Origin of the sequence: Streptomyces sp. SLBN-118, assembly GCF_006715635.1 — a bacterium.
Taxonomy (GTDB): Bacteria; Actinomycetota; Actinomycetes; order Streptomycetales; family Streptomycetaceae; genus Streptomyces.
On record NZ_VFNP01000001.1, the window covers coordinates 2,757,822 to 2,777,514 of the forward strand.

Genomic DNA, 19,693 nt, shown 5'->3' on the forward strand with positions numbered 1-19,693 from the left:
CCCAGAGAATCCGCAAGTACTGGTGGGGACTGCGACCGGTCGCCCGTACGGAGCATCCCCCGTCGCTGGCCGCCACTCCTCCGCGCAGGCTGAAAGAGTGAGCGAAACGGATGAGGATGAACAGAGGAGTCCGCGGCACGGACGCTTCGGCATGCTGCATCTATGGAGCTCGACCCTCGCCGGCGTGGTCGCCCTTGGAATCTCGCTCTACAACCTTTCGACGCTCCGCGAATCGCCACAAATCGACGCAACCCTCCCGCACCTCTTGCGCATCGGGCAGGGGGAAAATGTCTATCTCTTTCTGCAACCGACCATCTCCGTCCGACACAAGACCCAGGACGTGGACGTTGTCACGTCCGTGCGATTGGATCTGCGGCCCGATGGACAGGCTGCTCCCGCCGAGCGGCCCCGCTTCTTCTGGGACGATTCGATCACTTGGGAGTTGAATCGGAAGACCGGTGGCCTCGACTATGTGCACGCCGAGGATCCGGCTCCCTTGGTGATCAACCAGGACAATCCTCAGCAGCCCATCATGAGTTTCGTCGCCAAGGACTCGAATCTCACCGCGGGCCGGTACCTGGGAACACTGACGCTGTATCGGGCGAGCAGGCGGGAGCCGCTCACCGAAGAATTCTGTCTGACCGTCTCAGGCGACGACCTCAAGGCGTTCGCGACACCAGGCAAGGATCCGTACTTCATCTTCCGAAATGACGACCCTGACTCCGTCGACCGCCATGCCGATTGCTATGTCCGGTTCCGCTACTGACGTCGTTCCCGGGCCACGGGCCGCGCGGACCCGCGAGATTTTCGACGGGTTGCTGCCGCACGAGCCACAGAATCCGCGCGCTCGGTGAACAGGCCATGGCCACCCTCAAGACCTGGCGCCTGATTCGCAAGCTGCGGTGCAGTACCACCCGCATCACCGACCTGGCGAGACCCGTGTTGACCTGTGGCTGCCCCGGCACTGGGGAAACGGACGACGGCCCTGCGGGAAGTCGGGGCCGTCTCTGGGCCGTGCGAGGGCGCCCGACGCCGACCAACAACGACAGAAGCCCACGGCATCTGACCTGGTCAGAGCCGTGGGCTTCTTCAGCCTTGCTGGTCAGCCCAAGGGCTGATTAGTAGATCGGCTTGTCCGGCTCGATCTGGTTGACCCAGCCGATCACACCGCCGCCGACGTGCACCGCGTCCGCGAAGCCCGCGGACTTGAGCACAGCAAGGACTTCCGCACTGCGGACACCCGTCTTGCAGTGCAGGACGATGCGCTTGTCCTGAGGCATGTCCTGGAGAGCGGTGCCCATCAGGAACTCGTTCTTCGGGATCAGCCTGGCGCCCGGGATCGAGACGATCTCGTACTCGTTGATCTCACGGACATCGATGATGTCGATGCTTTCGCCGTCTTCGATCCACTCCTTGAGCTGCTTGGGAGTGATCGTCGAACCGGCCGCCGCCTCCTGGGCCTCCTCCGACACGACGCCGCAGAAGGCCTCGTAGTCGATGAGCTCGGTGACGGTGGGGTTCTCGCCGCAGACCGCGCAGTCCGGGTCCTTGCGGACCTTGACCTGGCGGTACTGCATCTCCAGTGCGTCGTAGATCATCAGTCGGCCGACCAGCGGCTCGCCGATGCCCGCGAGCAGCTTGATGGCCTCGTTGACCTGGATGGATCCGATGGACGCGCAGAGCACACCGAGCACGCCGCCTTCGGCGCAGCTGGGGACCATGCCCGGCGGCGGGGGCTCGGGGTAGAGGCAGCGGTAGCAGGGGCCGTGCTCGGACCAGAAGACCGAGGCCTGGCCGTCGAAGCGGTAGATGGAGCCCCAGACGTACGGCTTGTTCAGCAGCACGCACGCGTCGTTGACCAGGTAGCGCGTCGCGAAGTTGTCCGTGCCGTCGACGATCAGGTCGTACTGGCTGAAGATGTCCATCACGTTCTCGGCCTCGAGCCGCTCTTCGTGCAGGACCACGTTCACGTACGGGTTGATGCCGAGCACCGAGTCCTTGGCGGACTCGGCCTTGGACCGGCCGATGTCGGCCTGACTGTGGATGATCTGGCGCTGCAGGTTCGACTCGTCTACCTCGTCGAACTCCACGATGCCGAGCGTGCCGACACCGGCCGCGGCGAGGTACATCAGGGCCGGCGAACCGAGGCCGCCGGCGCCCACACAGAGCACCTTGGCGTTCTTCAGCCGCTTCTGCCCGTCCATCCCGACATCGGGGATGATCAGGTGGCGGGAGTACCTGCGGACCTCGTCGACGGTGAGCTCAGCAGCTGGCTCGACCAGGGGTGGCAGCGACACGGGGACTCCGTTGCGTCGATAAGTCAGTACGGTTGTTCTCCCCGTAACACTGCCACGGCCCTCCTCATTCCGAGACACCCGGTCCGATCTGCGAGACGATTTCGTCCCAGTAGCCGGGCAGAGCCTCGAATGGACTGGTTTGTCCCTGCCGGTCCGTGCGATCGGTGAAGAAGATCGTCCCCGCGCCCTGCCAGCGGGCGATACGGGTGGCCTCCTCCAGGTGGGTGCGCGGCACCCCGTGGACGAAGTGCACAAAGCGCTCCGGCGGGTAGTCCGCCGTCCACTCAGCCACCTGTGACCAGCGGTAATCCGTCCAGGGACCGGAGAAGGTGACCAGTTGGTCGGCGGCCTCCGCGTAATCCGGGTACGGATGCGAGCCGTGCCCGAGAACGAGATGGCCGCCGTCGAGAACGGCCTCCAGCGTCGCCGTCGTACGCCGCACCTCCGGCAGATCGGCGCGGTCCGTGGGGCAGCGGTCCAGCAGGAAGCCGTCGGTCCGGTACCACTCGAGGTAGTGGTGCGCGTCGGAGACGAGATCGCCGAAGGAGCGCGAGCCGTGGGCCATGTCGAGATGACCCAGGACGCGCACGCCCGCGTTGCGCAGCTTGCCCGCGGCCTCCAGGCAGTGTGGGTCGGGGCGGTCTCCGGGACCGCCGTCGACATTGAGGACGACCCAGTGCAGGGGCGTCCCTGGACGGGTCAGTTCGGCCCATTCGACCGGGGCGAGCAGCGGGTGGGCACAGCCGGGGATGCCGAAGCCGAGCCTCCCCCAGACTTCGTCCGGGGAGACCCCCACCGCGCCGGTCGCGGAGAGCGTGGTGCCCGTGGTGGTCAGATGCGGCATGCCGCCTCCATCCAGATGTCGGCGAGGGACTCTTCGAGGTTGATACGGGGGCGCCAGCCGAGTCGGTCGCGGGCGGTGCGCACATCCGCCTGCTGCCAGCTGCCGCAGCCGTCGGGATAGGGGGCCGGGCCCGCGGTGAGCTGCTCCAGCACGGATTCGGAGCGGGGGGCGCCGATGGAGGGACGGCCGGGGGGCGTGTCGAGTTCGTGCAGCGCTCCCGCGTAGCCCGCGACCCTGGCCAGGACAGCGGCCGCGTCGCGCAGTCGTACGGCACGTCCCGTACCGATGTTGACGACGCCCTGCGCGGCGGAGAGCGAGGCGGCGTGCACGGCGCGCGCCACGTCCCGCACGTCGACGAAGTCGCGCTGCACGCCGAGGCCGCTGAGCTTCAGCTCGCCGTCGCCGGACTGCATGGCGCGGCGCATCGCCTCGGCGAGGCGGCCGAGCGGTGAGCCGGCCGGGGTGCCGGGGCCGACGGGCGAGAAGACTCGCAGCACGACAGCGTCCAGGCCCGCGCCGAGTACCAGTTCGGTGGCGGCGAGCTTGCTGACGCCGTACGGGCCCCCCGGGCGCGGAATCGCATCCTCCGCTGTCGAGGAACCCTGCTGGGACGGACCGTACTCGGAGGCACAGCCGAGCTGGACGAGCCGGGCGCCGCAGCCGCTGCGGCGCAGAGCCTCGCAGACGGTGGCGACGGCGACGGTGTTGTGCCGGGTGAGCTCGCGGGCACCGCCGCGCGTGGCGCCCGCGCAGTTGATGACGACGCCGGGGTGGACGGCGCCCAGGAAGCGGGTCAGCGCGCCCGGGCTGCCTCCGGCGAGGTCGAAACGTACGTCGGCGTCGTCACCGCGCCCGAGGGCGGTCAGGTGCACGGCGGGGTCGGCGAGCAACCGGTCGGCGACGAAGCGGCCGAGGAATCCATTGGCACCGAGCAGGAGCACCCTCATCGCGCGGCCCCTCGGTGCCGACGGGCCTCTGTTGGGGGTTGGGGGGTCATGTCGATTTCTCCTTAAGGCTGTTGCTGTCGGTGCGGATGGGATGCCGGAACCCGTGGTGAGGGGTGCCGGATGCGTCCGCGGTGTCGGCTCCGCGGGTGGTCAGACGGTGTGCGCCGAGGCCCGGGACAGGGCAGCGGTGGCGTGGGCCAGCAGGCCGAGCGCCGCGGCCGAGCAGGCGATGGCCGGTAGGGCTCCGCTGCCCCAGGCACCTACGGCCGCCTCGGCGGGGCGGGTCAGGACGTCGCAGCCGGGCAGGCGTCCGGCCAGCAGGAGCGCGGGGGCGAGTGCCTCGGCACCGCAGGCGACGGCGAGTCCTGCGGCCGCGGACGCCGGGTAGCCGTGGACGATCAGCAGCCTGGCCAGGAAGAGCAGGGTGCCGAGGGGGACGGCGGGGAGGAGGGCCTGAGGGGGGAATACCAGGCCGGCCAGGACGAGGAGCACGCCGAGGGCACCGACGTACAGGGCGACGACTCCCAGCAGCAGGGGGCGCGTCCCGGACGCGAACTCCTCCAGGCCCCGGCTGCCGTCGAGCCTGCGTCGTGCCTGTACGGAGAAGAGGCGGGCGCACCCGGCCGCGGGGGCGACGGCGAGGGCGAGCCCGACGAGCGGGGCGGTACTCAGGGGCGGCGGGCCGTGCGGGCCCCCTGCGACGATCTCGTCGAGGAGGCCTTCTCCGTACGCCGCGTACGCCAGCAGCCAGAGCGTCCACAGGCGTACGGCGGGGACCGTGCGCCCCTCGGCGCGCAGGGGTCCGCGCCGCAGACACAGCGCGAGCGCGACGGTGACGCCGATCACACCCGCGGCCGTGACGGCGATCCGGGCGCCGCCGTCCATCGCCCGGGTCGCGGCGACGGTGAGCGCGCAGACGGCGCCGGGCAGCAGGGTGAGGAGTGCGCGCCCGGCGCCCAGGGGGCGGCGTCCGGCGCGCGCCCGGGCCGCGCGCGCCGGACGGTCGTCGGCCCGCTCCGGCTCCGCTCCCCGCGGCACGCGGGCGTAGAGCTCCTCGGCGAGCGAGAAGACGTCCCGGTGACGGAAGCGGGCGGCGGTCCGGTCGGTGAGGCCGTGGGCTTCGAGCCCCGCGGCGATCTCCAGGGGGTCGACGGCCCGCTCGCACAGGTCCCGGTGGCGGTGCATCAGGGCCTTGACGGGGTCTGCGGGGCCGCGTCGGGGAGCGGGGGCCTTGCGGGGCTTCGCCGGCTCGTCGTCCCGGTCGGCGGGGAGGGCGTCGCCATGGCTGTCCCACAGGCCGGCACCGGCGGTCGGTCCTGGCCGGCCGAGGGCGGAGGCTCCGTCGGAAGGGCCGTCCAGGGGGCCGCTGCCGGTGCCTCCGGTGGCGCCCGGAGGGCTGCCGCCGGACGTGCCCCAGGCGGTCACGGCGCCACGGGTGCTCATGTGCTCGCCCGCCCCCTGGGCGCCCGACGCGCCGCCCGCGCTCTCGGTGATCCGCGATGTGCTCATGCGCGCGCCTCCTTCGGGGTCGCGGCCACGCCGATGAGGCCGTGCATCCGTTCCGGTCCGTCCGCCCAGCGCGGGGTGCCGCTGGGCGAGGCAGTGCCGCCGCCTGTCCAGTGGCCGGGAACATGCGCCTCGGCGGGGTGGGCGAACGGCAGCGGCTCGCCGTCGTCGTCGACGGCTTCACGTTTCACCGGGGAGTGCGAGATCAGCTCCAGGTAAATGCCGCGAAATGCCGTCAGGTTCTGCTCGATCGTGAACAGTTCGAGTGCGCGGGCGCGTGCGGCGGCGCCCAGTCGTTCCCGGCGCTCCGGGTCGCGCAGCAGCGCGAGGCAGGCGTCCGCGAGCGCCCGCGGATTGCGCGGTGGCACGACCAGGCCCGTACCGCCGATGACTTCCACGACCGCGCCGACGTCGGTCGACACCGTGGCGCGTGCGCAGAACATCGCCTCGACAAGGCTGATCGGGAAGCCCTCGACGACGCTGGACAGGACGACCACGCCACCGGACGCATAGGCGTCGGCGAGCTCGGGGGCCTCGGGCCCGCCGATCTCCTCGAACGAGACGGGGTTGTCGCCCACGGCGTGCGCGTCGGCGGCCTCGTCGGGGAAGAGCTGGGCGGCCAGGGCCTGGCAGTGGGCGAGATACGTCGCGGCCTCGGGCCCGTGCACCGGTGCCCCGAACAGCCGCAGCCGCGCCTGCGGCTCCTCCTTGCGCACCTCGGCGAAGGCGTGGAGCAACGCGATGAGGTCCTTGGCGGGCTCGTATCTGCCGACCCACACCAGGGTGTGCTCGTCACCGCCGTCGTCGCCCTCGCCGACCGCGGCGAACCGTTCCGCGTCCATGCCCGGGTACACGGTCCGCAGCTTGGCGCGGTCGGCGCCGCACTTCTCCTGCCAGCGCCGGGCGTGCGTGTTGCCGGGCGTGATGACGGATGCCTGGGCGTACACCTCGGCTGCGAGACGGCCCTGGAAGGCGGCGAGGAGGGCGCGTACGGGTGCGGTCAGCTCGCCCTCGCTCGCGGCCAGGTAGTGCGCGCGCAGCTGAACGCCGTACTCCGTGACCAGCAGCGGAACCCCGAAGAAGCGTTTGGCCAACAGGCCGGGGAGCGCCGCGGATCCGCCGGACGCGGCATGGCAGAGATCGACGGCTCCGAGCCCGTCGGCGCCGTACCAGTCGACGGAGAGGGGGCGCAGGGCGCGCTCCAACTGGTCGGCGAAGGCCAGGTAGTCGGGGACGGTGGCGGCGTGCAGGGTGCGGTGCGCGCGGGGGGCGCGGCAGGCGGATTCGAGGGTGCGCACGGCCAGTTCGGAGCGGAGCGCGGCGTAGAGGCCGCCGCGTTCGCGGGCGAGTTCGGAGAGACCGTAGAGTCCGTCCGCGAAGCCTTCGCCCGGTCCGCAGACGGCGGCGGCGAGTTCCGTGAAGTGGCCGACGAAGCGCCGTCGTTCGTGTCTGCCGTAGGTGTGCCCGTCGTCCTCGGGCGCCCAGAGCGGGGCGGTGCGCACGCGCTGCACCTGCGCCGGGAGCCGGATCCAGCCGTGGTCCTCCTGCTGTGCGCTGCGGCTCAGCGCGTAGATGTCGAACTCGTGCTGCGCGAGCCCGTGCACAAGCCTGTCGCACCACTGCCTGGATTCACCTGTCGCATACGGATAACCACCGTCCGTAAGCAGTCCGATCCGCACGAGCGCACCCCCGATCTCCTTGTCGGCGGCCGCCGTTGGTCCGGCGACTCGCAGCGTGACGACGTTAAGCCGGTACGACGGTGGCGCGACGGACGGTTGTCCATCGCGCCACTGGAAGGGGTGAACCCACGTAACTTTCGCGTGCCGGTTGCGTTCTGTCGCGCTACGGTGCTGTTTCGGTAATGATCCTGCCGCCTCTGTCGATACACCGGCCACGCGGCGTAAGACAGTGGTCCCGCATGCCGGACCTCAACTGCCGGGGTACACCCAGGGGTTGGGCTTGCACTTGATGCCGTCGATGTTGAGGGACTTGGTCTGCTGCTGCATCACCGGCGCGAGCGCTCCCGGCGCACTGCAGTTCTCATGCCCGTGTCCGAGCCGGTGCCCGACCTCGTGGTTGATGAGCATCTGACGGTACGTGAGCATCGCCTGGGCGCCGTATGTCTCGGAGCCCTGGGCCCAGCGGTACGCGTTGATCATCACCCGGTCGGTCTTCGCGGAATCGCAGCTGACATTGCCTTCGGCCGTATCCAGATCGGATTTGGCGCACCAGTCGGCCGTGGTGCCGGGGCTGGCGAGCGTAATGATGAATTCAGGATCGCCGGAGGAAATCCGCTCGAAGGTCATCGCCCCGTCGTGCGCCCAGCTGCGGTCGTCGTTCAGTGTTGCCTGGACCGCTTTGGCAAAGAGCGCGCCGTCGAGTCCGAGACCCTGTTCGACATCCACCCGGTAGCGGATCTTGCGGCCCTTGCCCGGCGCCTTGTCGAAGCCGGGGACGGCCTCGAACTTTCCGCTCCCCTTCAGCTTGGCGGCGAGCGGGAACTGTGTGGCCATCAGTTGCTGGTACGAGGCGGGGGCCGCGGGCTTGGCCTTCTGCGGCGGGACCTTCCGGCTGTCCGAACGGGAGGCCGGACTCTCGGCGCCGCTGCGTTCCTCGTCTGCGGACTGGGCGCTTGAGTGGCTGTGATTGTCGGCGGCCACCTGGCCGGCGACCACGACCGCGAGCACGGTGGTCACCGCGGCGGCGGCGATCCCGGTGAAGGTGCGCCCCTTGCCGCCCTTGGCATCCCGCTTCCCGGGCGCGCCGTCCTCGTCCGAGCCGAGGGCTGCGTCGGGCTCGTCGGCCCAGGATGTGGTGGAGGCGTACGGATCGTCCTGCGGCCCTCTGCCCTGCTGCCGCCCGGGCTGCGGCTGGTCGAAGGCCTCGACGAACTCCCGCCGCGGGCCCGGTATACGTGCCCCGCCCGCCACCGTCCGAGGCGGCGCGGCCGGCGCCTGAACCCGCTGCCCGCCCGGGCCGCCCCGGTACTGCTGCGGTACGCCCCAGCCACCACCCGGCTCATGCTGCTCGGGGTGTCCGCCCCTGGCCGGGGGCATGCCGTAGCCGGAAGGGGTGTGCTGCTCGGCACCCGGCGAGGCGGGGCGTCTGCGCCGCCCACCGGCCGGATAGCTCTCTATACCGGATGTACTGCCCGAATCGGAGCCCTTGGGTGCGGGGCCCTTGCGGCTATGTCGTCCCACGCCCCGGATCAGCTCCCACCGCAGTTGTCGAGCAGCTCCCGGATGGCCAGGGCGACCGTATCCGGGTACTCCATCATGGCGACGTGTCCCGCGTCCGGGAGTGTCAGCAGCCGGGAATCCCGGAAGGCCGCCGCCGCTTTGCGCGCCATACGGTACGCGACGAGCTGGTCGCGTCCTCCGTACACCAGGAGCGTCGGCGCAAGCACCCGCTCCGCCTGCCGCCACAGTCCGTGCTGACCGCCCAGGGTGTACGCGTCGACGATTCCGCGTGCCGAGCGGGCCATGGCGTCCCAGAAGTACGGGAGCTGTATGCGCCGCTCCATCTCCTCCACAGCATTGCGCAGCGCCTCGTCGGTGACCCGCGTGGGGTCCCCGTAACAGAGTTCCAGCACACCCTTGGTGCGCTGCTCGGCCGACCAGTCCTTGGTGAGTCTGGTGAAGAGCGAGGCCACACCGGGCAGCGCCAGCAGCGCCGTGGGCACGGCCGAGCGCTGGACGCGCAACTCGGGCAGGGCAGGCGAGATCAGGGTGAGTGTGCGCACCAGATCGGGCCTGACGGCAGCGACCCTGGTCGAGACCGCGCCGCCCAGCGAGTTGCCGATCAGGTGCACCGGTCCGTGCCCTGCCGCGTCCAGAAACCGGATCACGGCCCGGGCGTGTCCCGTGAGCGAGTAGTTGCCGTCGTCGGGCGGCGGGGAGTCCCCGAAGCCGGGCAGATCCAGCGCCTCTCCGCCCACGACGTCCGCGAGCAGTGGCATCAGCGCCGACCAGTTGAGCGAGGAACCGCCGAGGCCGTGCACGTACAGCGCGTGTGGCAGCCCGGAGCGCGCCGGGGGACGCGATCTGACGTTGAGCGTCAGGCCGGGCAGCGTGACGGAGCGAAGCTCCTCCCCCTCGGCGACCCGTACGGCCGCCACCTTGGGGGCCGCGGCGGCGGTTACGGCGCGTACTCCCGGCAGCTCGGTCGAAGACATGCGGCAATGTTACGAGACGATCACGCCGTGGTTCGTGTGTTCGGCATCACACATCACGTAGCGCCGGGAATGGGTAGCTCCTACGCTCATAGGAAAGGCGCTCTCCATGGAAAGCGGTGCCGCATGGCTGTCGATCCCACCGACCCGGAAACTTTCGAAGAAGACGACCAGGCCGCCGCACTCGACGAGGAGGTCCCGGAGGCCGATGCGGCCGAGCAGCTCAAGGACGTGCAATCCGAGCAGGACGACCAGGTCAGCCCCAATGACCTGGACTCGGCAAACGTGGCCGACGCCGTGGAACAGGCCCGGGTGGTGGCGCTCGACGAGGACGACTACCGGTGACCTGCCCCTGACTGCCCCCGAGTAGGGAGCTACCGCGACTGTCCGGTCCGTGAAATTCTGCGCTCGCAGCACGCACAGCCGGGTTACCCAAAAGTACGATGGCGGCGCTGCGCACAGCGCGCACGGAACGATTTTTGGGAGGCGGCGTGACAGCCATCGAGCAGACAGAGGCAGCGCGCCCGCGGGGCACACGCCTGCCACGCCGAGCCCGCAGGAACCAGCTTCTGGGCGCCGCCCAGGAAGTTTTCGTGGCCCAGGGCTACCACTCGGCCGCCATGGACGACATCGCCGAACGGGCGGGCGTCAGCAAGCCGGTGCTCTACCAGCACTTCCCGGGCAAGCTCGAGCTCTATCTCGCGCTGCTCGACCAGCACTGCGAGTCGCTGCTGCTCGCCGTCCGTACGGCGCTCGCCTCGACGACCGACAACAAGCTGCGCGTCGCCGCCACCATGGACGCCTATTTCGCATACGTCGAGGACGAGGGCGGTGCCTTCCGGCTGGTCTTCGAGTCCGACCTGACCAACGAGCCCGCCGTACGCGAGCGCGTGGACCGCGTCTCCCTCCAGTGCGCCGAGGCGATCTCGGACGTGATCGCCGAGGACACGGGCCTGTCCAAAGAGGAGTCGATGCTGCTGGCCGTCGGCCTCGGCGGGGTGTCGCAGGTGGTGGCCAGGTACTGGCTCTCCAGTGATTCCGCCATTCCGCGCGACACGGCCGTGCAGCTGCTGACCTCTCTCGCCTGGCGCGGCATCGCGGGCTTCCCGCTGCACGGCACAGACCAGCACGCAACCGACCAGCAGGAAGACTGACCGACCGGTGTTCGCTCCTGGCGTTCACCTCGGACGCCTGACGTGTCCGTCGGCCGGGCTAGTGTGTGCTGCGTACGGCGCGGCTGACCGCGCAACGCACTGACCGTTCGGAGGGACATAGCCGTGGAGGTCAAGATCGGCGTGCAGCACGCGCCCCGGGAGATCGTTCTGGAGAGCGGGCAGTCCGCCGAGGAGGTCGAGCGCGCGGTGGGCGACGCTCTGGCCGGCAAGGCGCAGCTGCTCAGCCTCTCGGACGACAAGGGCCGCAAGGTCCTGGTGCCGGCCGACCGGATCGCGTACGTCGAGATCGGCGAGCCGGCTGTACGGCGCGTTGGCTTCGGCGCGCTGTAGGGCGCCGCGACGTCGCTGAAGCAGTACGACCGAGGCACCGTGAAGAGGGCTCGGCGGGATTCCCGGCCGGGCCCTCTTCCGCTGCTCAGGAAGGGTTGTACCGCACAGAGGCCGGGTAGTACGGGCTACGACCGATTTGCCCGCACCGGCATCCGTGAGGTGATCAGCAGTGCTGCTGGAAGCGCTCGGTTCAGTCCTGCTCGGACTCGCCCTCGCCTGGATCGCTGTCAGGCAGCTGCCGGACCGCCTCCCGCCGCGCCGCGTGGTGCTCACCGCAGGTTCACTCGGGGCTCTGTTCGGCGCGTATGTGACGCATGCTGCGCTCGGCCCTGGGTACACCCTGGCGGTGCTGGTGGGCGCGGCGGCGATCGGAGCCGTACTGCTCTCGCTGCTGATCAGGCCGTCGACGCGCCGACTGCGCCGGGCGTTCCCTTTCTGAGGCCGCACTCAGCGGCTTCCGCGAAGCCCGAGGAGCCGCGGAAGCCGCCGAAAGCTCCTGATTCGTCCGAGTCGCCCGAATCATCGGAGTCCGACGAGCCGAACGAGCCACCCAAACCCCCAAGGCCGCCCGACGGCTGAGTCACACCTAGGCCGCAAGCCCCAGGGCAGCCATGCGCTTGGTGTGCGCCTCGGTGATCCGGGAGAACATCCGGCCCACCTCCGCGAGGTCGAAGCCGCCGGCCACGCCGCCCACGAGCATCGTGGAGAGCGCATCGCGGTCCGCCACCACCCGCTGCGCCTGCGAGAGCGCCTCGCCCATCAGCCTGCGCGCCCACAGCGCGAGGCGACCGCCGACACGCGGCTCGGCCTCGATCGCGGCGCGCACCTTCTCGACCGCGAAGTTGCCGTGGCCCGTGTCGTCGAGCACGGCGAGCACCAGCGCGCGGGTGTCGGTGTCCAGGCGCGCCGCGACCTCGCGGTAGAAGTCGCTGGCGATCGAGTCGCCGACGTAGGCCTTGACCAGGCCCTCGAGCCAGTCAGACGGCGCGGTCTGGCGGTGGAAGTCGTCCAGGGCCTGGGCAAAGGGCTCCATGGCGGCGGTCGGCTCGGCATCGATGGCGGTGAGCCGGTCGCGGAGCTGCTCGAAGTGGTGGAACTCCGCGGAGGCCATCTTCGCCAGCTCCGCCTTGTCGCCGAGCGTCGGCGCGAGCTTGGCGTCCTCGGCGAGCCGCTCGAAGGCCGCCAGCTCGCCGTACGCGAGCGCGCCCAGCAGGTCCACGACGGCGGCGCGGTACTGGGGGTCGGCGGACGCCGTGGCCCAGTCCTGGGCGGCGATTCCGGTGGGTTCAGTGGCGTTGTCAGGCGTCTCCATGAAGCGCACAATAGCCCGCTCATCGCGGGGCGGAAGGGCCTGGTCAGCCTCGCCCGCAGTGAGGTTCCTACGAATTCGCCCAACACACATGCGCGATTCCGGGGTACAGTGGTAATGCGCCTGTCGAGCGTCTTTGCTACTCGGCGGGCGATCGCATGTATGACTGGGGGACTCGTTCCCCAGAGTCCCCTTGAGGATGCCCGGTCGGTGGCACGATCGGCTCCGAACCGACCGCCCTCCACGCGGACCGTGCGCACAGTTGCGTACGACCGCAGATGAGGGGCCCCTCAGCGGCACGACGCTCGAGCGACGGCAGTGGTCCCGCGCCATCCGGCCAACCCACGGCCGGCCCAGTACCCAGGTGCGGTACGACCCCCCATCGTTCGCCTCGTGCCGCGTCTCACAGAAGAGGCAGCACCCTGACTACTACTTTCCGGGATCTTGGGATCCTCCCCGAGACCGCCGAGGCCCTTGAGGCCGTCGGCATCATGACCCCGTTCCCCATCCAGGAGATGACACTCCCCGTCGCGCTCACCGGCACCGACGTCATCGGACAGGCCAAGACCGGCACGGGCAAGACCCTCGGTTTCGGCCTGCCGCTGCTGGAGCGTGTCACCGTCCCCGCGGACGTCGAGGCGGGCCGGGCGAAGCCCGAGCAGCTGACCGACGCCCCGCAGGCTCTTGTGGTCGTCCCCACCCGCGAGCTGTGCACGCAGGTCACCAACGACCTGCTGACCGCCGGCAAGGTGCGTAACGTCCGCGTGCTCGCCATCTACGGCGGCCGTGCGTACGAACCCCAGGTCGAGGCGCTCAAAAAGGGCGTCGACGTGATCGTCGGCACCCCCGGCCGACTGCTCGACCTGGCCGGCCAGAAGAAGCTCGACCTCTCGCATGTGCGCGCGCTCGTCCTCGACGAGGCCGACGAGATGCTGGACCTGGGCTTCCTGCCCGACGTCGAGAAGATCATCCAGCGGCTTCCGGCGAAGCGCCAGACGATGCTGTTCTCGGCGACCATGCCGGGTGCGGTCATCGGCCTCGCCCGCCGCTACATGTCGCAGCCGACACACATCCGCGCGACCTCGCCGGACGACGAGGGCGCGACCGTCGCGAACACCGCGCAGTACGTGTACCGCGCGCACTCCATGGACAAGCCGGAGCTGGTCTCCCGCATACTGCAGGCCGACGGCCGCGGCCTTGCGATGATCTTCTGCCGCACCAAGCGCACGGCGGCGGACATCGCCGAGCAGCTCCAGAGCCGCGGCTTCGCCTCCGGCGCGGTCCACGGCGACCTCGGCCAGGGCGCGCGCGAGCAGGCGCTTCGTGCCTTCCGCAACGGCAAGGTGGACGTCCTCGTCTGCACCGATGTCGCCGCGCGCGGCATCGATGTCGAGGGTGTGACCCATGTCATCAATTACCAGTCGCCCGAGGACGAGAAGACCTACCTCCACCGCATCGGCCGCACCGGCCGCGCGGGGGCCAAGGGCATCGCGATCACACTGGTCGACTGGGACGACATTCCGCGCTGGCAGCTGATCAACAAGGCGCTGGACCTGGGCTTCGGCGACCCGGTCGAGACGTACTCCACGTCGCCGCACCTGTTCGAGGAACTGAGCATCCCGGCGGACACCAAGGGCGTCCTGCCCCGCGCCGAGCGCACCCGCGCGGGTCTTGCGGCGGAGGAAGTCGAGGACCTGGGCGAGACGGGCGGCCGCGGCCGCAAATCCGCGCAGGCCACGGAGGAGCGGGCGCCTCGCGCACCGCGCACTCCGCGGCAGCGGCGCCGTACGCGCGGCGGCTCGACGCCCCAGGCGGCGGAGCCGATGGCCGAGGCGACGCCGGAGACCACGGAAGCGCCCGCGGAGCCCCGCGCCCCGCGGCGCCGGCGCCGCACCCGGGTGGGAGCGGCGACGACGGTCGTGGACACGGTCGAGGCGACCGACACGGTGGTCGAGGTTGAGGCCGAGGTCGAGGCCAAGCCCCGCCGCCGCACCCGCGCCACCAAGCCGGTCGAGGTCGAGGTCACACCCGGGGCCGAGGCCGACGCGGTCGCCAAGCCCCGCCGCCGCACCCGCGCCACCAAGCCGGTCGAGGTCGAGGTCACACCCGAGGCCGAGGCCGACGCGGTCGCCAAGCCCCGCCGCCGCACCCGCGCCACCAAGCCGGTCGAGGTCGAGGTCACACCCGAGGCCGAGGCCGACGCGGTCGCCAAGCCCCGCCGCCGCACCCGCACGGTGAAGGCAGCCCAGCCCGAGAGCTGACGCACCAACGCCGATGGCCCGGTTTCCCCGCGAGGGGGCCGGGCCATCGGCGTGTGGGACGCGGGTCGGGGCGGAGCGCCGGTCGAGGCCGGGACCCCGTTAGCCTCGTCGCATGAGCCGGCCGCCCTTCTTCGCCCCGCCCTCCTGCGCGCTCCCCCGCGATCTCGCCACCGCGCGCGGCACGTTCGCCGTCCTCGATGCGCAGCCCAGCGGTCAGCCCCACAAAGGCACCGCCCTCCTCCTGCCCGGGTACACCGGGAGCAAGGAGGACTTCATCGCACTGCTCGAGCCCCTCACCGAGGCCGGTTACCGCGTTGTCGCCGTCGACGGGCGCGGGCAGTACGAGACCGGTGGCCCCGAGGACCAACAGTCTTACGCCCAGGCCGAGTTGGCCCGCGATGTGCTGGCGCAGGCCCAGGCGGTCCAGGACGGCCCGGTCCACCTCCTCGGGCACTCGCTCGGCGGACAGATCGCCCGCGCCGCCGTCCTCGTCGACCCCGTCCCCTTCCGCACCCTGACCCTCGTGTCCTCCGGGCCCGCGCAGATCTCGCCCGCCCAGCAGCAGAAGGTGAGGATGCTCAGCGACGCACTCGCGGTGATGAGCATGGACGAGGTGTGGCAGGCGATGAAGGCGCTCGACCCGCCCGAGGACGCGGACACCGACCCCACCAACGGCGAGGACCTGCGCCGGCGCTGGCTGCGCCACAACCCGTCCCAGTTGATCGCCACCGGCCGCGCCCTGACCGTGGAGCCCGACCGGGTCGACGCGCTCGCCGCCGTACAGCCGCTGCCGAAGCTTGTGCTGTCGGGCGAGCGCGACGACACCTGGCCGGTACCGCTGCTGGACGCGATGGCACAACGTCTGGACGCCCGCCGGACGGTCATCGCGGGTGCCGAGCACTCGCCGAACACCGACCGCCCCGCCGAGACGGCGGCAGCACTGGTGTCGTTCTGGGATCAGTACTGAGCCTGCAGGTGCTGCCAGAACCCGTCCCGCAGCGCCCGCCTCAGCACGGCGTGCCCCCGCAGTGAGCGCTGCAGCAACTTCTCCGCCTCGATGAGCAGGTCCTGATCCACGGGCCCGGGCAGGTAGGGATGGCCGGGCAACAGCTCCGCCATCTGCTCGCGCCCCCGCTCCGCCAGCCAGGTCGCGGCGATCTGCGCGCCCACAAAGCGCACCTCGTCACGTGACGGGGGCGGCGCGCCCTCGTTCTCGTACGTCGTGACCGGGCGGCGGGTGATGTAGGGACGGCAGAAGTCGAGGTCGAACGTCCGCTGACTGTCGACCTCCCACAGCAGAGGTTCGGCCTGGTTGCGCCCCTCCCCCGCCTCGATGCCCCACAGATGGACCCGTGCCCCGTACCCCTGCGCTGCCTCGACCGCCGAGACCAGGTCCTCGTCGCCGCCGACGAGGGCCGCGTCGCTGATCGCGCGGTGGCGGGCGAGTGACTCCAGGTCCGTACGGATGAGTGAGTCGACGCCCTTCTGCTGGTTGTTCGCGTTGAGATTGCCCAGGCGCACCTTGACGTCCGGCAGCTCGGCGATGGACTGCTGCTCGCTGGTGTGGATACGGCGGCGGGCGCCGTCGTACCAGTACACCCGCAGCAGCCTGCTGTCCGCGAAGATCGTGCGGGCCTTGTCGATGAAGGCCTCGATCAGCCCCTCGGCATCCAGGTCGAAGGAACGCCGGTCCTCGGTGCCCGCAACAAGCAACCCGGCCGCAGCATAGACGTAACCGGCATCGACGAAGATGGCATGGGTAGAAGGGGTCTTGGCGACCTCGGCGAGCATGCGATGGAGCAGCTCGTTGGTGCGCTCCAGGCGGGCACTGATCTCGTTGATCTCTGCATCGTTCATACGAGGTTCATTCTCCGTGGCCCCGCCTTCACCTGCCAGTAGTTAGGCATCCGAAAAATTTCCTTAGCGTAGGGAATGTTTGTAGGGTGCATACCGTTGAACCACAACAGAACACACACGGACAACCGTCCCCATCAGTTCTCCAGCAGGAGGATCAGACGAAGGGAGAAGCCTTGCGCTTCGAGATCATGCGACTCAACGACGTCGACGGCACCGCCGTGGACAGCACCGTTGTAGACGCCGCCTCCGTCAACCGGATCGTGCAGCAGGCCGCCTCGATCGGCCAGCGCATCTACATCCGACCCGCCGAAACGACGGCCTCGTAACGCTTCATGACGTTGTGATGTGACGCACCGCGCCCCCGTACGGATATCCGTACGGGGGCGCTCTGTGTGGCAGCGGCAGTTCAGGAGCTCTGGATCACCTGGGTGACGCCGTTGATGATCTGCTGCACGGCGATCGCCGAGAGCATCATTCCCGCTAGCCGGGTCACGAGCACCACGCCGCCGTCCTTGATCAGCCGGATGATCAGCAGCGAGTAGCGCATGGTCAGCCAGAGCACCACATGCATCGCGACGATCGCGGCCCACACGGCCACCTGCTGGCTCGGGCCGTCGGCGTGCTGCACGGCCAGAATCACCGACACGATCGCGCCGGGCCCGGCGAGCAGCGGCATGCCCAGCGGTACGAGCGCGACATTGACGTCCTTCGTCTGCTGGGGCTCGTCCGTCTTGCCGGTCAGCAGGTCGAGCGCGATGAGCAGCAGGAGCAGACCGCCCGCGATCATCAGCGCGGGAACGGAGACATGGAGATAGTCCAGGATCTGCTGGCCGAGGATGCCGAAGACGGTGATCACGCCGAAGGCGACGGCGACGGCCTGCCAGGCCATGCGGCGCTGCACCTTGGCGGGCCGGCCGGAGGTCAGCGCGAGGAAGATCGGAGTGATCCCGGGGGGATCCATGATGACAAAGAGGGTCAGGAAGAGAGAGCCGAATATGGCAGCGTCGAACACGGTGAGGGCCCTAGCGGGAAGAGGGGCGGACAGGGAAGGGCGGGGCGGGGGGCCGGGCAGGCCCTGGGGAGTGTCGTCAAAGTAGCGTCGACCGCTCGAAGGGCGGCCCGTCGGAGTCTGGTACGTGCCGTCGCAAGGCGGAGAAAGAACGCGGAGCGGCGGCGACGGACGACGACGCAGCGTGGGGACACCTCCCGTGCCGAAGGGCTAAGCGGGAGTGCGTCGCGGGGCAGACGGGACGCTGCGCGACCTAGGCCGGGCGTCCGCCCGTGCCCGGCACCGGGAACGCGCCCGTCGCCCGGCGGGTGATCTCGCCGTAGATCTCAGGGTCGGTGGTGAACTCCCCGAGCCGGCATGCCTTGCGGCTGCCGTGGTAGTCACTGGATCCGGTGCCCAGCAGGCCGAGGTCGGCGGCCAGTGGGCGCAGCCGGGCGCGCGCCGCCTCGTCGTGGTCGATGTGGTCGATCTCGATGCCGTCGAGACCTGCCGCGGCAAGTTCCGCGATCGCGCTCTCGGGCACCGTGCGGCCGCGCTTGACTGCGAGGGGGTGCGCGAAGACGGTGACACCGCCGGCGGCCTTGACCAGTCGGATCGCCGTGAAGGGGTCCAGCTCGTGCTTGGTGATGTGCGCACGGCCGCCGTCGGCGATCCACTCCGTGGTGAACGCGTCGGAGACGGTGGGCACGACGCCGAGTTCGACCAGCGCGGAGGCGATGTGCGGGCGGCCGACCGAACCCTCTCCGGCGATACGGGCGACCTGCGACCACTCGACGGGGACACCCAACTCCTGGAGCTTGGCCACCATGGCCTGGGCGCGCGGCACCCGGTCGTCCCGTACGAGCTCACGCTCCCGCAGCAGGTCCGGCTCGTCGGCGTCGAAGAGATACGCCAGCAGATGCAGGCTCACCCCGTCGATACGGCAGGAGAGTTCGGCACCGGTGACCAGGGTCATGCCCTCGGGGAGCGCGGCGATCGCCTCGGCGTGGCCGCGGGTGGTGTCGTGGTCGGTGAGCGCGACGACGTCCAGTCCGGCCGCCGCGGCGTTACGTACCAGCTCGGCCGGGGTGTCCGTACCGTCCGATGCCGTGGAGTGGGTGTGCAGATCGATGCGCACGACGCGTGACTCCAGGGTGGGCACTTCCCAGGCGTAGCTCTGGGGGCGGACGGACGGGGGACGGTCCAGTGTATCGGGGATTCGAACAACCCCGGTCAGCCCCCGTCAGCCCGGTTCACGAGAGCAGGCGGGGCGACAGCGCCCCGCAGGGCAGCAGCTCCACTTCCGCGCCCGCGTCCCGCAGATCCGTCAGCACCAGCTCGTCGTAGAGGAGCAGCCCGGTCTGTTCGGGCCAGACGATCGCCCACAGCCACAGCCCCCGCGCCTCGCCGGCGAACACCGCGCGGTCGTCGGGCGCGTCGGCGACATGCCACAGCGGTGTGGGGCGGCCGGCGGCGAGGACCTTGGCCTGCGACGGCTTGTCGACGCAGATGTGCGGGCCGGGGTCCGGGCCGTCCATCCCCGCGTAGCGCGCCCCGAGACCGACGCCCAGTTCCTCGGCGACCAGCAGTAGTTCACCTATGCCGCCGAGCGGGCCGGGGCCCGAGCAGGCCACCGCGGTCGCGCGGCCTCCGCTGCGGTCGTCGCCCGCGTAGGCGACTCCGGTGAAGAGCCAGCCGACGGGCAGCGGCCAGGGCATCCAGACGGGGACTTTCGCGCGGTGCACCACGACACCGAGGGCCTCGACGCTGGGCGGGATCACCGGCTGCAGCGGGTGCACGGCGCCGTGCACGTCGCACTGCCAGGAGTCGGCAAAGAGACCGGGCGCCCTGACCCGGCCACCGCACTTCGGGCAACTGGGTTCGCCCCTCATAGCGCCCCACGGTCCTCCCCGGCCGTCGTCGCGTCAAGGACGATCACCCGTCCGGCGTGTGCGGACGGCCTTCGGCCGACGCAGAGGGGGGACGGCGTGACCGTTGTCGCACACCG

Annotated in this window: 20 protein-coding genes and 1 pseudogene; 9 read left to right on the plus strand and 12 right to left on the minus strand. The window is 70.4% G+C overall.

Going from position 1 to position 19,693, the window contains the following annotated elements; all coding sequences use genetic code 11:
* Nucleotides 1–97 precede the first annotated feature (97 nt).
* Entirely contained in the window at nucleotides 98–766 is a 669-nt protein-coding gene (locus FBY35_RS12280) for a hypothetical protein (RefSeq protein ID WP_142213833.1), read from the plus strand.
* A 59-nt stretch (nucleotides 767–825) separates the two neighbouring features.
* Nucleotides 826–948: pseudogene (locus tag FBY35_RS12285) on the plus strand (IS5/IS1182 family transposase); the annotation flags it as partial.
* A 170-nt stretch (nucleotides 949–1,118) separates the two neighbouring features.
* Here the strand turns inward: FBY35_RS12285 and moeZ are convergent.
* The 7 genes from moeZ to FBY35_RS12320 form a co-directional block, all read right to left on the minus strand.
* Nucleotides 1,119–2,297 carry an adenylyltransferase/sulfurtransferase MoeZ gene (moeZ, locus tag FBY35_RS12290; RefSeq protein WP_142213834.1) on the minus strand — a complete coding sequence of 393 codons (1,179 nt, stop codon included), beginning with the start codon at nucleotides 2,295–2,297 and terminating at the stop codon, nucleotides 1,119–1,121.
* A gap of 64 nt (nucleotides 2,298–2,361) precedes the next feature.
* The gene (locus FBY35_RS12295; protein WP_142213835.1) at nucleotides 2,362–3,141 is read right to left on the minus strand and encodes a spherulation-specific family 4 protein; all 780 of its coding nucleotides are present in this window, start codon (nucleotides 3,139–3,141) and stop codon (nucleotides 2,362–2,364) included.
* Nucleotides 3,129–4,088: an NAD(P)-dependent oxidoreductase gene (locus tag FBY35_RS12300; protein WP_142213836.1), complete on the minus strand. Its 960-nt coding sequence runs from the start codon at nucleotides 4,086–4,088 to the stop codon at nucleotides 3,129–3,131. The genes FBY35_RS12295 and FBY35_RS12300 overlap by 13 nt, the downstream gene beginning before the upstream one ends.
* A gap of 150 nt (nucleotides 4,089–4,238) precedes the next feature.
* On the minus strand, nucleotides 4,239–5,597 hold the full coding sequence (locus FBY35_RS12305) for a hypothetical protein (RefSeq protein ID WP_260848593.1): 1,359 nt from the start codon (nucleotides 5,595–5,597) through the stop codon (nucleotides 4,239–4,241).
* Nucleotides 5,594–7,273, minus strand: coding sequence for a DUF3492 domain-containing protein (locus FBY35_RS12310; protein ID WP_142213837.1), 1,680 nt, complete (start codon nucleotides 7,271–7,273; stop codon nucleotides 5,594–5,596). Before FBY35_RS12310 ends, FBY35_RS12305 begins: the two co-directional genes overlap by 4 nt.
* A 249-nt stretch (nucleotides 7,274–7,522) precedes the next feature.
* Nucleotides 7,523–8,794 (minus strand): DUF3152 domain-containing protein, encoded by a 1,272-nt coding sequence (locus FBY35_RS12315; protein WP_142213838.1) that lies wholly within the window; start codon nucleotides 8,792–8,794, stop codon nucleotides 7,523–7,525.
* A gap of 8 nt (nucleotides 8,795–8,802) precedes the next feature.
* Nucleotides 8,803–9,768 (minus strand): alpha/beta fold hydrolase, encoded by a 966-nt coding sequence (locus tag FBY35_RS12320; protein ID WP_142213839.1) that lies wholly within the window; start codon nucleotides 9,766–9,768, stop codon nucleotides 8,803–8,805.
* A gap of 123 nt (nucleotides 9,769–9,891) precedes the next feature.
* Between FBY35_RS12320 and FBY35_RS12325 the strand changes: the two genes are divergently transcribed.
* The 4 genes from FBY35_RS12325 to FBY35_RS12340 all read left to right on the plus strand — a co-directional run bounded on the left by FBY35_RS12325 (nucleotide 9,892) and on the right by FBY35_RS12340 (nucleotide 11,709).
* The gene (locus FBY35_RS12325; protein ID WP_142213840.1) at nucleotides 9,892–10,110 is read left to right on the plus strand and encodes a hypothetical protein; all 219 of its coding nucleotides are present in this window, start codon (nucleotides 9,892–9,894) and stop codon (nucleotides 10,108–10,110) included.
* Nucleotides 10,111–10,256: 146 nt separating this feature from the next.
* Nucleotides 10,257–10,919 carry a TetR/AcrR family transcriptional regulator gene (locus FBY35_RS12330; protein WP_142213841.1) on the plus strand — a complete coding sequence of 221 codons (663 nt, stop codon included), beginning with the start codon at nucleotides 10,257–10,259 and terminating at the stop codon, nucleotides 10,917–10,919.
* Between the two features lie 123 nt (nucleotides 10,920–11,042).
* On the plus strand, nucleotides 11,043–11,270 hold the full coding sequence (locus FBY35_RS12335) for a DUF3107 domain-containing protein (protein WP_142213842.1): 228 nt from the start codon (nucleotides 11,043–11,045) through the stop codon (nucleotides 11,268–11,270).
* A gap of 169 nt (nucleotides 11,271–11,439) precedes the next feature.
* The gene (locus FBY35_RS12340; protein ID WP_142213843.1) at nucleotides 11,440–11,709 is read left to right on the plus strand and encodes a hypothetical protein; all 270 of its coding nucleotides are present in this window, start codon (nucleotides 11,440–11,442) and stop codon (nucleotides 11,707–11,709) included.
* Between the two features lie 147 nt (nucleotides 11,710–11,856).
* Here FBY35_RS12340 and FBY35_RS12345 read toward each other — a convergent pair whose 3' ends face one another.
* Entirely contained in the window at nucleotides 11,857–12,582 is a 726-nt protein-coding gene (locus FBY35_RS12345; protein WP_142213844.1) for a ferritin-like fold-containing protein, read from the minus strand.
* 488 nt (nucleotides 12,583–13,070) lie between these two features.
* Here FBY35_RS12345 and FBY35_RS12350 point away from each other — a divergent pair, with 488 nt between their 5' ends.
* A complete protein-coding gene (locus FBY35_RS12350) occupies nucleotides 13,071–14,840 on the plus strand; it encodes a DEAD/DEAH box helicase (protein ID WP_399208250.1) in 1,770 nt (589 codons plus the stop codon).
* A gap of 112 nt (nucleotides 14,841–14,952) precedes the next feature.
* On the plus strand, nucleotides 14,953–15,807 hold the full coding sequence (locus FBY35_RS12355; RefSeq protein WP_142213845.1) for an alpha/beta fold hydrolase: 855 nt from the start codon (nucleotides 14,953–14,955) through the stop codon (nucleotides 15,805–15,807).
* Here the strand turns inward: FBY35_RS12355 and FBY35_RS12360 are convergent.
* Nucleotides 15,798–16,697: an NYN domain-containing protein gene (locus tag FBY35_RS12360; RefSeq protein WP_142213846.1), complete on the minus strand. Its 900-nt coding sequence runs from the start codon at nucleotides 16,695–16,697 to the stop codon at nucleotides 15,798–15,800. The genes FBY35_RS12355 and FBY35_RS12360 overlap by 10 nt on opposite strands.
* A gap of 173 nt (nucleotides 16,698–16,870) precedes the next feature.
* Between FBY35_RS12360 and FBY35_RS36420 the strand changes: the two genes are divergently transcribed.
* Nucleotides 16,871–17,023 (plus strand): hypothetical protein, encoded by a 153-nt coding sequence (locus tag FBY35_RS36420; protein WP_186356920.1) that lies wholly within the window; start codon nucleotides 16,871–16,873, stop codon nucleotides 17,021–17,023.
* An 80-nt stretch (nucleotides 17,024–17,103) separates the two neighbouring features.
* On the opposite strand, the gene FBY35_RS12365 is transcribed toward FBY35_RS36420, so the two are convergent.
* The 3 genes from FBY35_RS12365 to FBY35_RS12375 all read right to left on the minus strand — a co-directional run bounded on the left by FBY35_RS12365 (nucleotide 17,104) and on the right by FBY35_RS12375 (nucleotide 19,577).
* The gene (locus FBY35_RS12365; protein WP_142213847.1) at nucleotides 17,104–17,709 is read right to left on the minus strand and encodes a MarC family protein; all 606 of its coding nucleotides are present in this window, start codon (nucleotides 17,707–17,709) and stop codon (nucleotides 17,104–17,106) included.
* 250 nt (nucleotides 17,710–17,959) lie between these two features.
* Nucleotides 17,960–18,823 (minus strand): PHP domain-containing protein, encoded by an 864-nt coding sequence (locus tag FBY35_RS12370; protein WP_142215033.1) that lies wholly within the window; start codon nucleotides 18,821–18,823, stop codon nucleotides 17,960–17,962.
* A gap of 115 nt (nucleotides 18,824–18,938) precedes the next feature.
* A complete protein-coding gene (locus tag FBY35_RS12375; RefSeq protein WP_142213848.1) occupies nucleotides 18,939–19,577 on the minus strand; it encodes a DUF6758 family protein in 639 nt (212 codons plus the stop codon).
* Between the last annotated feature and the right edge of the window lie 116 nt (nucleotides 19,578–19,693).